Source organism: uncultured Oscillibacter sp., assembly GCF_947654275.1.
In the GTDB taxonomy this organism is placed as follows: domain Bacteria; phylum Bacillota; class Clostridia; order Oscillospirales; family Oscillospiraceae; genus Oscillibacter.
This window is the reverse complement of sequence record NZ_CANTJS010000005.1, coordinates 1-14761: the sequence shown is the minus strand read 5'-3', so window position 1 is coordinate 14761 and position 14761 is coordinate 1. Positions and strand designations below refer to the sequence as shown.

Sequence of the window (14761 nt, the reverse complement as noted above, 5' to 3'; positions counted from 1 at the left end):
GAGGCGCCAGGCTCCCGGAATACAGTCCGGGACAGGCTCCTGCATGGGACGCTCCCGCAAAACATCGGAGCGCAAAAAACAGCGGGGCGCAAAAAACAGCGGGGCGCAAAAAACAGCGGGGCGCAAAAAACAGCGGGGCGCAAAAAACAGCGGAGCGCAAAAAACAGCGGGGCGCAAAAAAGCAGAAGAGCGCAAAAAAACGGGGGCCGGGTGGTTCCCGGCCCGGTTCTTTCAGAGAGCATCACGCTCCCTTCTCAGAAGCTGCACAAGCTCAAACACGACGTAGGCGGCGCTGACCGCCAGCAGAAAAACGGTGGGCAGGAACAGCAGAAACAGCGTTGCCACACCGCCGCCCAGATACAGGGCGTTTTGCAGAAAGGCAAACATATCCGGCTCCCTTCTCCGCTCTTGGCGTTTCCGCCAAGTCCGCTTTGTTTCCGGCTCTCTTTCTTGTATAAATTGTAGCACAGTCCCAGGGGGATGTAAAGAGGGTTCCGTCAAAAAAGGAGAAAAAACGGGAGGCCCCTGGGGGTCTCCCGTTCGAGACTGTCGAAAAACGGATTGCCTTCAGCTTTCGGAAAGGAAGATAGTATGAAAGAAACCCATCAGGGGTGTCTTTCATGTTCAATCAATAAGTTTACAAAACTTTTTTGAAGTTTTGTAAACTTGCTCAGGCTGTCGAAAAGACTTTTTCGACAGCCTGAAACGGGAGGCCCCAGGGGCCTCCCGTTGGGAATCACTTGATTGCCCGGGCCTCCACGTAATAGCGCTTGTCCTGGGCGTGGCCCATGGAGAAGGTTTTCCGGGGTAGCACGCCGTCGGCCATGACGGTTTTGAACAGCTGCTCCTTGCCCATGGCGGGGAGCTTGAAGCCGATGCTGTCCGGCTTGCTTCCCAGCTGGTCCGTGACCTCGTCGCCGTGGATGTAGTCCACCTCTCCGCCGTGCTCCTTCAGATAGCTGTCGATAAAGGCCTGGAGGGTGCCCACAGCCAACTGGACCCGGGGCTCGGGTACGGTGAGGAAGCCCCTGCCGCCGGCGTGGGTATAGGCGATGGTGTGGCCCTCTCCCTGGCCCTCGTGGGCGCCGGGATAATAGGCCTTGAAGGCCTCCAGCATCTTCGCCGGGTCCACACCGAAGACGACCCGGTGGATGGGCTCGAACTGGAGGGCGTCGTCGTGGTTGTTCACAACCTCCACCAGGGCATAGCGGGCGGGGAGGCCGGCCCACTCGGACTCCGGCGTGACCTTTTTCAGGTCCTCATAGCACTGCTTGGCGGTGGCAAGGGAGTGGTTGCCGTCGCCCACGGCGAACAGCAGAGGCGCGGCGTTCCGGATGCGGTACTTCCGTTCCTGCTCCTCCGGGGCGCAGAGGGCCGTCAGGGCCGTCGCCACGCCGCCGGTCTGCTCCTCCGACAGCTTCCAGCCGGTGAGGTGTCCGCCACCCTGCTGAAGGTCGAAGTCGTAGAGCTTTTCCATATCTGTTCCGGTCAGGGGCTCGATGACGGTTCTGCCGGGGTCGTCAATCAGCAGCATGACGTGAGGCAGCTCGATGGGGGCGTCCTTCCGGACCTTCACCCGGGGCGGGATGCGGGAGAGGACGGTGCCCTCGGTGGCCCGGATGAGGGCTCCGGAACCGGGAGTGAAGTCATAGCACTCCAAATCCACCATGCCGATGAGGCCGTGGCGGACCTTGCCGTCGGACTGGACCCGCTCCATGTAGATCAGGCTGTCCTCCAGGGTTTTGAAAACCCCTTCCGCCAGGTACCGGCCCATGGCGTCGTTGATGGCGGAAATGCGCTCCTCCACATTGGGGGCGTTCAGGCCGGCCTCGGGCAGAATCATCCGCAGGGTGGAGGGGGCGCCGCCTACGGTGTCCTCCACCGCCTGCCAGTACTCCGGCTGAGAGGTGAACTGGTCGCAGGCCACCACCGCCCATTTGGTCATATCCACGTCTTTGGGAAGCAGGATATTCGCGGGATAAAAGCCTAATTTTTGAAACTTTTCGAACTTCTGATTCATGTCGCGTCTCCCTTCCTGTTTTGTCGGTATGGATTTCTGACGGCCTGGGGACCTTACGCTTCCGCTCCGGGGGCCTCCAGGCGGTCGCCGGGGTGAAAGTCCGCCTTGCCCCGGCCCGGGATATGGAGGGAATAATGCCCGTTCCAGGGGCCGTCCGCCCAGGCGGCGTCCGGGTGAATAAACTCTCCCCAGGATTTAGGGTCCGGCTGTTCTATGGCGTCCACCGTGCAGGAAAAGGGCTGGCCCTGGACGGGGACGCAGAGCACGGAACTTCCCCGGTGAAGGCGGCCCTGGACCATCTGCCCCGCTGCCACGGCGCTGCCGTCCCGCATAGCGAAGACGTCCTCGATCTGAAAGAGGAAAGCCTCCTGTTCCCTGGGCTGGGGACAGACGGAACCCGGCTTCCTTTCGGGCTTTTTCAGAAATGAAAGCAGTCCCATGGAAAAGCCCCTTACAGCGCCGCCTTGATGGCCGCCAGCAGGTCCCCGAACTCCTCAAAGGCCGGGAGCTCCGGGTAGTCCTTCTTAATCTGCTGGGTGCTCTTGAAGAGGAAGCCGGCCTTGCTGGCCTGAATCATGGCCAGGTCGTTGTAGCTGTCTCCGGCGGCGATGGTCTCAAAGCCGCAGGACTGAAGGGCCCGGACAGTGGTGAGCTTGGACTTCTCACAGCGCATTTTGTAGCCGGTGATTTCGCCGCTCTCCGCCACCTCCAGAGTGTTGCAGTAGATGGAGGGCCAGGCCAGCTTTTTCATCAGGGGCTTGGCGAACTGCTCAAAGGTATCGCTGAGGATGACCACCTGAGTCAGGGTCCGGAGCTCGTCCAGAAAGTCCTTGGCCCCCGGCAGGGGGTCGATGGCGGCGATGGTGTCCTGAATTTCCCGAAGACCCAGGCTGTGCTCCTTCAGGATGTTCAGCCGGAATTTCATCAGCTTGTCATAGTCGGGCTCGTCCCGGGTGGTGCGCTTCAGCTCAGGGATGCCGCTGGCCTCGGCAAAGGCAATCCAGATTTCCGGGACCAGGACGCCCTCCATATCCAGACATACGATATTCATAAATTCGCTCTCCTTTAAATCCTGTAATATACACAAAATAACCTAATTTATAGTGTAGCAGAAAGTTCTCCGCTTGTCACCCATATTTTTTCAGCGATTCGCAAAAAAGCCCGGTTCCTGCCGGGCGCGGGAAAATCCTGCGGAAGAGTTTTCTTGAAAGAGGCTTGCAAAGCGCCGCGGTTCCTGCTATAATCGACCTGAAAAACGAAAATGCGGCAGCCCGCGGGTGCGCCAACACCCACGGGCCTGTACAGGTGGTATAGGCACCTACACAACGGCTCTACCCGCACCGCAAGGGTATTATACGACAAATTGGCCCTGCGCGCAAGGGCTGGTTTGCCGCTTTGCCCCTATGCTCTGCTCCGCAAAAATGCCGTTTCCACGCGCTGTGTAGGATTCCGGACCTGCACGGCGTTTTTGTTTTTCGCCCGGCGGCCGGGGGCCCATTCGCCCCCAGGGCCGCTGCGGTGAAAACAAATGAATGGAGGAAAATGGCATGATTATTCTTGGTAATCTGCAAATCGGTCATATGGGATATAGGTCCGGCAGCACAACGGAAACTTGGTTGAACGGTCCTAACAGTGCGGGAGGAGTCGCTCTCAGGTTCACCTACAAAAATGACACCGAGAAAACGATCAAATACGCCTATTTTACGGTTGTCCCATATAATGCGGTTAAAGACAAGGTTTCTTGCACAGTCAAGCGTGTGTCCGAGCAAACCGTCAAGATCACCGGGCCGATCGAACCGAACATCCACAGGACTCCTCGTTGGGAAAATCTCTGGTATAACAACACCATCCGCACTGTTGAACTCAAAGAAATCGAAATCGAGTACATGGACGGCAGCAAGGAGACTCTCAAAGGGAGCGACATCCGGTATGGGGAAATTCCAAAACCCGCCGGCTGCTATGTGGCCACTGCCGTCTACGGCTCCTACGACTGCCCCCAGGTCTGGACCCTCCGCCGCTTCCGGGATGATACGCTGGCGGGAACCTGGTATGGCCGGGCCTTCATCCGGGCCTATTACGCCGTCAGTCCCACCCTGGTCCGCCGGTTCGGAGAAACCGGGTGGTTCCAAAGGCTCTGGCGGGGTCCCCTGGACCGTCTGGTGGACAGGCTCCGGAGCCAGGGCGTGGAGGATACGCCCTATCGGGACCGGGACTGGTAAGTAAACCCACAAATCATGGATAACCTCCCAGGAACGGGCGCATACTAAGCCCATTCCTGGGAGGTGTCACATGGAGAAATTATCGGAAAATTACATGGAGAACGTCCGCCTCTTTGACGAGGTTCTGGGGGTGGGCCGAAGCGTGGACATGGTCAGCCGGGACTATATCATCGGCGGCCGCCGGGCCCGCATCTGGGTGGTGGACGGATACGGCAAGGACGAAACCCTGGAGCGCATGGGGGCATTCTGGCTCAGCCAGCCGGAAAACGCCCTGGCGAATCTGACGGATATGCAGGCCTTCATAGACCGCTTCATCTCCTTCTCGGAGGTGGACGTCAGCCGGGACCCGGAGGACATTGCCACCTCCGTTCTGATGGGAAAGAGTCTGCTGCTGGTGGAGGGCCTCAGCGGCGCCGCCCTGATTGACGCCAAGGACTACCCCGGCCGGGGCGTGAACGAGCCGCCGGACGGCAAGGTGCTCCGGGGCTCTCACGACGGCTTTATTGAGGCGGTGGTGCCCAACATGGCCCTGCTCCGCCGCCGCATCCGGGACCCTCATCTCACCATGGAGGGTCTGAAGGTGGGAAAGCGCTCCCGCACCGACGCGGTGCTCTGCTACCTGGATGACAAGGCGGACCCGGAGCTGCTGGAGGCCGTCCGGGAGAAGCTGAACGCCATCGACGTCAATTCCCTCTCCATGGCCCAGGAGAGCGTGGCGGAGGTAATCCGGCCCAAGCAGTGGTATAATCCCTTTCCCAAGGTGCGGTATACCGAGCGGCCCGACAGCGCCGCCGCCAGCATCATGGAGGGGAATATCATTCTGATGGTGGACAATTCTCCCTCGGTGATGATTCTGCCCACCACCTTTTTCGACTTCACCCAGGAGGCCAACGAGTTCTATTTCCCGCCGCTGGTGGGAACCTACCTCCGGCTTCTGCGCATCGTGGTGTTTCTGATTTCCCTGCTGATTACCCCTGTGTGGTATCTGATGGTGAAGGAGCCGGGCCGCCTGCCGGGGGCCCTGGAATTCCTGTCCTCGCCGGAACCGGCGTCTCTGGGGCTGCTGTGGCAGCTGCTGGTGGTGGAGTTTCTGGTGGACGTTTTAAAGCTGGCGTCCCTGAACACGCCGGATTCCCTGTCCAACTCCTTTTCCATGCTGGGGGCCCTGATTCTGGGCGACTTCGCCGTGCAGGCGGGGTGGCTGGGTCCGGAGGTGCTGGTGTATATGGCGTTCGTCTCGGTGGCCAGCTTTGCCCAGCCCAGCTATGAGATGGGCTATGCCTTCAAGCTGCTTCGGGTGGCGCTGCTGCTGGCGACGGCGGTGTTTGACCTCTGGGGCTTCTGTCTGGGCATCCTGGGCATCGTGGTGCTTCTGGCCACCACCAAGCCCCTGGTAGGCAGGGGCTACCTCTATCCCCTGCTTCCCTTCAACGCCAAGGCCCTGCGGCGGCTGCTGATTCGGGAGCCCATCAGCCGGGACAACACGTGAGCGCTCCGGAGACCGGGAAAGAAAAAAGCCGGGAGGAACCCATGGAGGGTTCCTCCCGGCTTTTTGCGTTTTTGCCGGAATCAGGCTGTCTGAGCCCGTCCGGGTGTTTATAGCAAACATCATCATTTCCGGCAGGCGGGCCGACCCCTGCGGGCGGCCCGTTGCCCGTAATGTTGGAGATTGCTATAGGCTCTCAGCGCAGGACGGCTCCCAGCTCTGCCGAAAGCAGCTCCAGAATGCCCTTCACGTCCTCGTCGGCCTCCTGGGCGGTGAGGCTGCGGTCGTCCGCCCGGAGCTCCAGGCTGAAGGCCGCGCTCTTCTTGCCCTCGGGGATGCCCTTGCCGGTGTAGACGTCGAAGAGGCTGACGGCCTTCAGCAGGCCCTTGGCCCCCCGGCGGATGCAGTCCTCCAGCGTCCCCACAGGGAGGGCCTTGTCACAGATCAGGGCGATGTCCCGGGTGACGGCGGGGAAGCGGGGCAGGGGCTGGTAGACCGGTTTGCCGCCCATGCAGGCAAAGAGCGCGTCAAAACGCAGCTCGGCGGCATAGAGGGGGCAGTCCACGCCGTAGTTCTCCGCCACGGCAGGGTGAATCTGGCCCAGCACGCCCAGGAGGCAGTCCCCGCTGTATACCCTGGCGCAGCGGCCGGGGTGATAGGAGGGGTTCCCGCCTTCGGCCTCGAAGCGGACGCCTGCAATCCGCAGGCCCTCCAGAACGGATTCCGCCGCGCCCTTGATGCCGTAGAAATCCATCTCCGGACCGTAAGCGCCCAGAGAGAGAATTTTCGGCTCGTCGGCCATGCCGGAACCGTCGTTTTTGGAGAAGTAGGTCCGGCCCAGCTCATAGAGACGGACGGACTTGTTGCGGTAGTGGCAGTTCCGGGCCAGAATTTCCAGCATGGAAGGCAGGGTGGTGGTCCGCATGATGGAGGTGTCCTCTCCCAGGGGGTTGAGAATTTTCATGGAGTCCCGGAGGGGAGAGTCCGCCGGGAGATTGATTTTGTCGTAATAGGCGGGGGAGATGAAGGAATAGGTGATGATCTCGCTGTAGCCCGCGGCCCGGCAGAGGGCCCCGGCGGCGTTCTCCGCCTGCTGGACGGGGTTCCAGCCCCGGCGCTGGTTCAGTCCGCCGGAGAGGGTGTCGGGGATGTTGTTGTAGCCGTGGAGCCGGGCCACCTCCTCCGCCAGGTCCGCGATGCCCTCCACATCCATGCGCCAGGAGGGAATCACCACCTCGGCGGGAGCGCCGGAGAAGGTTCCCGCCTCCGTCCGGATGTCCACGCGCTCCAGATACCGGTACATGTCCACCGGGTCAATCCGGGTGCCCAGCAGGGCGTTGACCCGCTCCGGGTCCATGAGGATGGTCCGGGGCTGGGGCACGTAGTTCAGGATGTCAATGACGCCGTCCACCACCTCGCCGGCCCCCAGCAGCTCCACCAGCTCACAGGCCCGGTTCACGGCGGGGAGAGTGTTCAGGATGTCCAGGCCCTTCTCGAACTTGGCGGAGGCCTCGGTGCGCATGCCCAGGGCCAGGGCGGTTTTCCGGATGCAGGCCCCGTCGAAGTTGGCGGACTCGAAGACCACGTCTGCGGTGTCCTCCACAATCTCGCTGTTCAGTCCGCCCATGACTCCCGCCAGGCCCACGGCCCGGGTGTCGTCGGCAATGACCAGCATGTCGGGGGTCAGCTTCCGAAGATTGCCGTCCAGGGTGGTCAGCTCCTCGCCGGTCCGGGCCCGGCGGACCACGATTTTCCCGCCCTTGACATAGCGGTAGTCAAAGGCGTGCATGGGCTGGCCGTATTCCAGCATCACATAGTTGGTGATGTCCACAATGTTGTTGATGGGCCGGACGCCGTTGGCCCGTAGCCGCTCCCGCATCCACTTGGGGGAGGGGCCGATTTTCACGTTCCGCACCATCCGGGCGGTGTACCGGGGGCAGAGCTCCGGGTCCGGGGTCTCCACGTCCAGACGCTCCGCGATGGACCGGGCCAGGGGGTTGTCCCCATCCTCGGGGCAGCCCTTCACCACGGGCTCGTGGAGCTTCAGGGGCTTGTCGAAGGTGGCGGAGACCTCCCGGGCCAGGCCGATGACGCTGAGGCAATCGGGCCGGTTGGGGGTAATCTCGAACTCCACCACGCGGTCGTCGGCGCCGATGACGGGGCGGATGTCGTCGCCGGGCTTTACGCCGTCCTCGTGGAGGACGAAGATGCCGTCGGGGATGCAGTGGGGGAACTCCTTCTGCTCCGCGTGGAGGTCCGCCAGGGTGCAGATGGTCTGGGTTTTGGTGTTGTAGGCCACCAGATCCCCTTGGTGGATATTCTGGAGGCGAATCTGGGGAACATTGCCGTGTTCCCCTCCCCAATCCAGTGCAATGGTCCAGTATCCGCCGCCGTCGTATATCACCAGGTCCACTCGGGCGCAGACCACCGGCCCGAAGATTTTATGTCCCGGCTGGATGTCCGCCGGAATGGACGGCTTCTCAGGGTCCATGGGCCTGTAGTCGTTCAGCAGGGCGGCGGCCTCAATGACGGCGTAGGGGAAATCCCGCTCGTCCAGGCCCAGCTCATGGAGACCGCACATCATGCCGTTGGAGAGCACGCCCCGCAGCTTGCCTTTTTCAATCTTTTTGCCGCCGGGGAGGGTGGACTTGTGGAGGGCCACAGGCACCAGATCCCCCTCGTGGATGTTCCAGGCCCCTGTGACAATCTGCACCGGCTCGTCCTGTCCTACATCCAGCTGGCAGACCCACATATGGTCGCTGTCCGGGTGCCGCTCCATCTTCTTGATGCGGCCCGCCACGACGTTGGAAATCTCGGCCCCCAGGTCCTCGGTGACCTCCACCTTGGAGCCGGAGATGGTCATGGCCTCGGCAAACTCCCGGTCGCCCACGAGGCCGATGTCCACGAATTCGGTTAACCATTTACGGGATAATTTCATAGTGTCAAACTCCTTCTTCCTGAGCGTTTCGCCTGGGATAGGTTTTTATATAGTCTGCAATGGGTCCGGGGGCGAGATACTTGGCGTTCTGCCGGACGGTGGCCCGTCCGCTCTGGCTCAGGTCCGGGTCCGCCCCGGCCTCCAGAAGCGCCCGGACCATCTCAAAGGCCTGCCCATAGGCGTCAAATTCCGTCTGGTGCTGGTATCTCTGGGCGGAGTCCATGGCTCCCAGCAGAGGAAGCATCCTGCCTGGCTTCCCGTCGGGGTCCGCGCCCCGGCGCAGCAGCTCCCGCAGGACCTCCGGCTCGCTGTAGACGGCGGCAAAGTACAGATCCGAACAGCCGGTGTAATCCGCGTGGCCGGGGTCCGCTCCCTGCTCCAGCAGCGCCAGGGCCAGGGATGTGTCCTTGTGGATGATGGCATGGGTCAGCTCTGTCCGCCCCATCCAGTTTGCGGTCAGTCCCATTCGATTTCTTCGCCGCGCTCCTCCACGAACCGGCAGATTGCCTCTTCATCCTCGATCAGAGAACGGACGATGGTTTCAAAGCGCCTGGCCCTGGCCTCGTTCTCCGGCGTCAGGGGCCAGTAGGCCACGTACATGTCCGCCTCCGGGTCTGTCTTCATGCCCTCCAGAATGTCCGGGTCCTTCTCCTCCAGATAGCGGCGGAACAGGGCCTCCCAGTTATACCCGTTCATATAGGCGTCCGGGCAGACGGCATTCATCTTTTCGCCGGTGGCCATGACCCTGGGGGCTCCGGCCTCCAGGATGACCTCCACGCAGGGGCTGGAGATTTCCTCCAGAGTGAACAGCTTTACATAATCAGACATCTCCGCACCTCCTCAGAACTGCTCCAGGAACCGCAGGTCGTTTTCAAAAATCAGCCGCATGTCGGAAATCTTGTACTGTCCCAGGGCCAGCCGCTCCAGGCCCATGCCGAAGGCGAAGCCGGAGTACTCCTCCGGGTCGATGCCGCAGTTTTTCAGGACCTTGGGATGGACCATGCCGGCGCCCAGAATTTCAATCCAGCCCTCGCCCTTGCAGGTGGGACAGCCCCTGCCGCCGCACTTGTGGCACTGAATGTCCACCTCGCAGCTGGGCTCGGTGAAGGGGAAGTGATGGGGCCGGAAACGGGTCTGGGTCTCGGGGCCGTAGATTTCCCGGATGACGGCGTTCAGCGTGCCCTTCAGGTCCGCCATGGTGACGCCCTTGTCCACCACCAGGCCCTCAATCTGGTGGAACATGGGGGAGTGGGTGGCGTCCACCTCGTCCTTGCGGTAGACCCGCCCGGCGGAGATCATGCGGATGGGCACGCCGTGGGTCTCCATGGCCCGAATCTGCATGGGGGAGGTCTGGGACCGGAGGAGGACGGAGGAGTCCTCCGTCAGGTAGAAGGTGTCGGTCCAGTCCCGGGAGGGGTGATTCTCCGGGGCGTTGAGCTTGGTGAAGTTGTAGTCCGCCTGCTCAATCTCCGGGCCGTCCATAATCTCGAAGCCCATGTTCAAAAACAGCTCCTTGAGCTCGTCCAGCACGGAGTACATGGGGTGCTTGTGCCCGTGAGGGGGCTTTGCACCGGGGATGGTGACGTCTACGGTCTCCGCCTCCAGACGGGCCTCCAGGGCCTTTTGAGAGAGGATGGCGGACTGGGCCTCAATGGCCTTTTCCAGGCTGGCCCGGACGTCGTTGGCCAGCTGGCCCATGACGGGCCGCAGCTCGGCGGAGAGGCCGCCCATCTGCTTCAGAACGGCGGTGAGCTCTCCCTTCTTGCCCAGGTATTTCACCCGGAGGGCCTCCAGGCCGGCAGGCTCCTGCGCGCCGCCGATGGCGTCCAGCGCCCCTTTGCGGATGGCTTCCAGTTGTTCTTTCATACGGTAAAACTCCTTTTTTCGTTCCCGCCCTCCGCCGCCCGGTTCCGCCGGCGGAGGGAAGGAGGGTTTCGTTCAGCTCTGGGCCGGGACGGTTTCCCTGCCCAGCAGAATCTTGGCTCCGGTTTTCAGCCGGAAAAACAGAGGGGGATTCAAAAGCTCCTCCGGGGTCCTGTCCATGGTGACGGTGTACCGGGGCAGGGCGTGGAGCCCCTGGGCCAGGTCCGCGGTCCAGGGATAGGTGACGGCGGAGACGGGGAACAGCTCCCGGATCAGCTGGTCGGCCTCCGGGTCCCGCAGGCCGAAGGGGTAGGCGAAGAGGGCGGGGGCCCGGCCTGTGTGCTCCGCGATCAGGTCATAGCTCAGCTGAATATCGTCCAGCACACGGGTCTGAAAGGCAGCGTCGCTCTCCGCCGGGTCCCGCTGGACGCCGTTGACGCCCCCGGGCTCAAAGTGGCCCTGCCGCTCTCCCAGGTTGTGGCAGAGGTAGGTGTGGGACCCGATTTCCACCAGGCCGGAGTCTGTCATCTCCCGGCACATGGCCCAGGTGATGAAGTCGTCGGCGCAGCGGTCCTGCATGAAGACCATGACGGAGATGGCCGCCTTGGCCCGGAGCTCCTGAAGGATGGGAAAGGCCAGCTCGTAATTGCTGCGGTAGCCGTCGTCAAAGGTGACCAGGACGGGCTTTTCCGGCAGGTCCTTTCCCTCCGCCAGCTCCCGGGGGAGGACGGTGGTGTAGCCGTTGTCCTCCAGCCACCGGAGGTCCGCCCGCAATCGGGAGGCGGTGACGGTCATGTCGTTGCAGTCCTCTCCGTCGGGGACCACATGATGGTACATCAGCACCGGCAGGGGCCGCTCCGGCCGGCTGGTGCCCAGGCGGACCAGAAGCGCCGCCGCCAGAAGGGCGAGGGCGGCCAGGAGGGCCAAAAAGGCCAAAAAGAAGAAAACGATGTTCCGTCGGGACAGGCGCAATGGCAGCATCTCCTTTTGATTCTTTTTTTGGCGGGGGGCGCAAAGAAAAAAGCCCTCCGTCCCAATCACCTGGGACGAAAGGCAGGGCCCTCCGCGGTACCACCCGGATTCACGCGGACCCATGGCCTGCGCGCACTCGAAAGCCCCTGTAACGGAGGGCGGACCGGCCATGTCTCCATGGCGGCTCCCGGGCGAACCAAGCGACGCGGCGCAAAGGGTCTTGCAGCCGATGGACCCTTCTCTCTAAGCGGCGCGGACCTCGCTATTTTCCCGTTCATTGCCGGTATCGAATATTACTTATACCACAGAAAATAGAGAAAAGCAAGAGGGAAATCGGGCGGAGCTTGTTTCAAAAAGCGCGGACGCCGGAGACCTGGGGGAGAAAAGGGCGGGGAGCGCCGTTTTTGCTTTTTGCCCGGAGGATGGATTGCGTTTTTGGAGAAAAGAGGCTATAATCAAAGAAACAAATTCAACGCACAGGAGGCGGGAACCATGAAGCTGGCTACGGCGGCGCAGATGAAGGCGCTGGACAAAAAGGCCATTGAGACCTGGAAAATTCCCTCCATCGACCTGATGGAGCGGGCGGCGGAGGGCGTGGCTCAGGCGGCCCTGGATTTGCTGCCGGACAAGCCCGCCAGATGCCGGGCGGCAGTGTTCTGCGGCGCGGGAAACAACGGCGGGGACGGCATCGCCGCCGCACGGCTGCTGTTCCTGGCGGGTGTGGGGGTCCGGGTGTTCCTGGTGGGCAGCTATGAGCGGCTGACCCCCGACGCTCTGGAGGAAACCCGCCGCCTCAGCGAGTGCGGCGTGGAGCTGGAGCCCTTTGCCCCGGACGGCGGGGAGCAGGCCGCCTGGGCCCGGCGGAGCCATGTGGTCGTCGACGCCGTATTCGGCGTGGGCCTCAGCCGGGACATCGCTCCGGATTCCGCCTTTGCGGCGGCGGTGGACCTCATCAACCTATGCCGGGGCAGGGTGGTGGCGGCGGATATTGCCAGCGGCGTGGCGGCGGACACGGGAAAGATGCTGGGCCGGGCGGTCCGGGCCGACGTCACCGTGACCTTCACCCTGCCGAAGATAGGGCAGTTCGTGGGAGACGGCGCGGTATATTCCGGCGAGGTGCGGGTCCGGGACATCGGCATCCCCAGGACCCTGGTCCGGGAGATGACCGGACTCATCCAGACTGTGGAGGCGGAGTTTGTCCGCGCCGCCCTGCCGCCCCGGAAGCCCGACGGACACAAGGGGGACTTCGGAAAGCTGCTGATTGTGGGCGGCGCGGTGGGCTATACCGGCGCGCCATATCTGGCGGCCTCGGCGGCGGTGCGGTCCGGCTGCGGGCTGGTGTATCTGGGGGTCCCCGACAGTATCTGGCAGATTGCGGCGGCCAAATGCGTCTCCGCCATGCCCTTTCCCCTGAGCAGCGACTGGAGCGGGAAGCTGGGCCGGAAGGCCCTTTCCGAGGCGCTGGAGAGGCTGGCGGGCTGCGATGTGCTGGCCATAGGGCCCGGCCTGGGCCGGGACGAGGGCACGGCGAAGCTGGTGCGGGAGGTGCTGGAGCAGACAGAAAAGCCTGTGGTTCTGGATGCCGACGGCATAAACGCCCTGGAGGGACATATAGATAGTTTGGACGTCCGGCGGGACAGGGGCTGGAAAACCATTCTGACGCCTCACGACGGGGAGTTTGCCCGCATTGGCGGCGATTTGACCCCCGGCAGGGCGGAGGCGGCCCGGGTCTTCGCAAAGGACCACGGCTGTATGCTTGTCCTCAAGGGGCACCGCACCGTCACAGCCGGACTGGAGGGGAACGTGCTGGTGAACACCACCGGGAACGCGGGCCTTGCCAAGGGGGGCAGCGGCGACGTGCTGACGGGACTGATCGCCTCCCTGCTGGCCCAGGGGGCCAATCCGGTTCAGGCGGCGGCAGGCGGCGTGTGGCTCCATGGCCGGGCCGGGGACCTGGCGGCGGAGGCGCTGACGGAGTACTGCGTGACGCCGGAGGACGTGATTGCCCGTTTCCCGGAGGCCTTCACGGCCCTTCAGTGATATGGGAACCGGAGGCTTTTGGGTTGGTCCATGGCTTCACGAGGGACCGGAACCGGAGTGCGGGAACGGAAAACGGGTACTGATACGGCGTCTGTGCTTTGGCCCGGCGGAGTCGTGGGTCTGGTACGGGCTGGACGGCGCTTTCTTCCGTGAGGTCCGGGTTCTGGAAGGCGCGCAGTCCGGAAAGGCTGGCGTGGAAGCCGTCGGCCGTGAGGAAATACGGCGTCTGCTGGAAGAAGAAGCCCTTTTGTGCGAAGGGCGCGGCGGTTCGGACATCGCGGAGCGGCTCCGCGCGGAGGCGGAGAAAATCCGGTAATTTTTAAAGGACAGGGAGGAAGGACAACGGTGCGCAGATGGATGTGCGTACCAATGATGACCCTGCTGTTTTTGGCGCTGCCGGCCTGCGGCGGCGGAGCGGCGGGAGAGGAGACGGAAGCGGTGGATTTCAGGGACCTCTACCATGACTGCGCGGGCTGCGCCATGGAGGCCGTGGTCACCTGCGACCAGGAGGGCCTGGAGTGGGAAGCCCGGCTTCTCTGCGACTATGTCCCCGGAGGGGAGAGCACTGTGGAGGTGCTGGAGCCGGAGACCGTCGCCGGGGTGAAGGCGGTGCTGGAGGAATCCGGCTGGCGGCTGGAGTATGAGGGAGACGTGCTGAACGCCGGGGCCCTGGGGGAGGAGGCGGTCAGCCCCGCCCTGTGCCTGCCCCGGCTGATGAACGCCCTGCGGGACGGCTGGCTGCTGGAGGAGAACGAGGAGGCATGGAACGAGGTTCCCTGCCTGCGTCTCACCGTGGACCAGAGCGGCGCTCAGGACGGGAAAATTCTCTCCACACTCTGGCTGAAGCTGGAGGACGGGACACCGCTCCGGGGGGAGATTGCCGTGGATGGGGAAATCATTTTAACGGCGGACTTTACGAGCTTCCGATTTTATGATACAATACCGGAGAACACCGGCTGACAGGGTATGCCGGTGCTCCGCACACCCCGCCCCTCCGGCGCATAGGATGACGTGGGGCGAGGACGCCGGAATTTTCCTCTCCCTTTCCGCCTGCCTGGCCCGCCGTTTTGAGGGCGGCTCCGGCGCGCGGTCTGTTTATGGAAAGAGGCGTATAAATTCCGAACCTGCGTGGGAGAATGAAAGTGGCCTCACCGAGGGGCGCGAAGCCGCCTTCGGTGATGGGTACTTCTTTCGGCGGAGTGTGAACTTTGTGGATACGAGTG

General features: G+C 62.8%; 13 protein-coding genes. 4 read left to right on the top strand and 9 right to left on the bottom strand.

Features of this window, described 5'->3' with window-relative positions; all coding sequences use genetic code 11:
* Nucleotides 1-231: 231 nt before the first annotated feature.
* The 4 genes from Q0063_RS02310 to thrH form a co-directional block, all read right to left on the bottom strand.
* A complete protein-coding gene (locus Q0063_RS02310) occupies nt 232-387 on the bottom strand; it encodes a hypothetical protein (protein WP_297870361.1) in 156 nt (51 codons plus the stop codon).
* A 349-nt stretch (nt 388-736) separates the two neighbouring features.
* Nucleotides 737-2020: a DUF1015 domain-containing protein gene (locus tag Q0063_RS02305; RefSeq protein WP_297870360.1), complete on the bottom strand. Its 1284-nt coding sequence runs from the start codon at nt 2018-2020 to the stop codon at nt 737-739.
* 53 nt (nt 2021-2073) lie between these two features.
* A complete protein-coding gene (locus Q0063_RS02300) occupies nt 2074-2460 on the bottom strand; it encodes a hypothetical protein (protein ID WP_297870359.1) in 387 nt (128 codons plus the stop codon).
* 11 nt (nt 2461-2471) lie between these two features.
* Complete coding sequence (gene thrH / locus Q0063_RS02295; RefSeq protein ID WP_297870358.1) at nt 2472-3071, bottom strand: bifunctional phosphoserine phosphatase/homoserine phosphotransferase ThrH; 600 nt, start codon at nt 3069-3071, stop codon at nt 2472-2474.
* A gap of 706 nt (nt 3072-3777) precedes the next feature.
* On the opposite strand from thrH, the gene Q0063_RS02290 reads away from it, so the two are divergent.
* Together Q0063_RS02290 and Q0063_RS02285 are read left to right on the top strand one after the other, a co-directional pair.
* Complete coding sequence (locus tag Q0063_RS02290; RefSeq protein WP_297870357.1) at nt 3778-4239, top strand: CFI-box-CTERM domain-containing protein; 462 nt, start codon at nt 3778-3780, stop codon at nt 4237-4239.
* 70 nt (nt 4240-4309) lie between these two features.
* The gene (locus Q0063_RS02285; RefSeq protein ID WP_297870356.1) at nt 4310-5728 is read left to right on the top strand and encodes a spore germination protein; all 1419 of its coding nucleotides are present in this window, start codon (nt 4310-4312) and stop codon (nt 5726-5728) included.
* Between the two features lie 193 nt (nt 5729-5921).
* Here the strand turns inward: Q0063_RS02285 and pheT are convergent, their stop codons facing one another.
* From pheT to Q0063_RS02260, 5 genes are all read right to left on the bottom strand, one after another.
* Nucleotides 5922-8663, bottom strand: coding sequence for a phenylalanine--tRNA ligase subunit beta (gene pheT / locus Q0063_RS02280; RefSeq protein WP_297870355.1), 2742 nt, complete (start codon nt 8661-8663; stop codon nt 5922-5924).
* 4 nt (nt 8664-8667) lie between these two features.
* Complete coding sequence (locus tag Q0063_RS02275) at nt 8668-9129, bottom strand: ankyrin repeat domain-containing protein (RefSeq protein ID WP_297870354.1); 462 nt, start codon at nt 9127-9129, stop codon at nt 8668-8670.
* The gene (locus Q0063_RS02270; RefSeq protein ID WP_297870353.1) at nt 9120-9491 is read right to left on the bottom strand and encodes an Imm51 family immunity protein; all 372 of its coding nucleotides are present in this window, start codon (nt 9489-9491) and stop codon (nt 9120-9122) included. Before Q0063_RS02270 ends, Q0063_RS02275 begins: the two co-directional genes overlap by 10 nt.
* Before the next feature lie 12 nt (nt 9492-9503).
* Entirely contained in the window at nt 9504-10529 is a 1026-nt protein-coding gene (pheS, locus tag Q0063_RS02265) for a phenylalanine--tRNA ligase subunit alpha (protein WP_297870352.1), read from the bottom strand.
* A 72-nt stretch (nt 10530-10601) separates the two neighbouring features.
* Nucleotides 10602-11498 (bottom strand): polysaccharide deacetylase family protein, encoded by an 897-nt coding sequence (locus Q0063_RS02260; RefSeq protein ID WP_297870351.1) that lies wholly within the window; start codon nt 11496-11498, stop codon nt 10602-10604.
* A 492-nt stretch (nt 11499-11990) separates the two neighbouring features.
* On the opposite strand from Q0063_RS02260, the gene Q0063_RS02255 reads away from it, so the two are divergent.
* Together Q0063_RS02255 and Q0063_RS02250 are read left to right on the top strand one after the other, a co-directional pair.
* Nucleotides 11991-13538, top strand: coding sequence for an NAD(P)H-hydrate dehydratase (locus Q0063_RS02255; protein WP_297870350.1), 1548 nt, complete (start codon nt 11991-11993; stop codon nt 13536-13538).
* Nucleotides 13539-13883: 345 nt separating this feature from the next.
* Entirely contained in the window at nt 13884-14498 is a 615-nt protein-coding gene (locus Q0063_RS02250; RefSeq protein WP_297870349.1) for a hypothetical protein, read from the top strand.
* Nucleotides 14499-14761 lie beyond the last annotated feature (263 nt).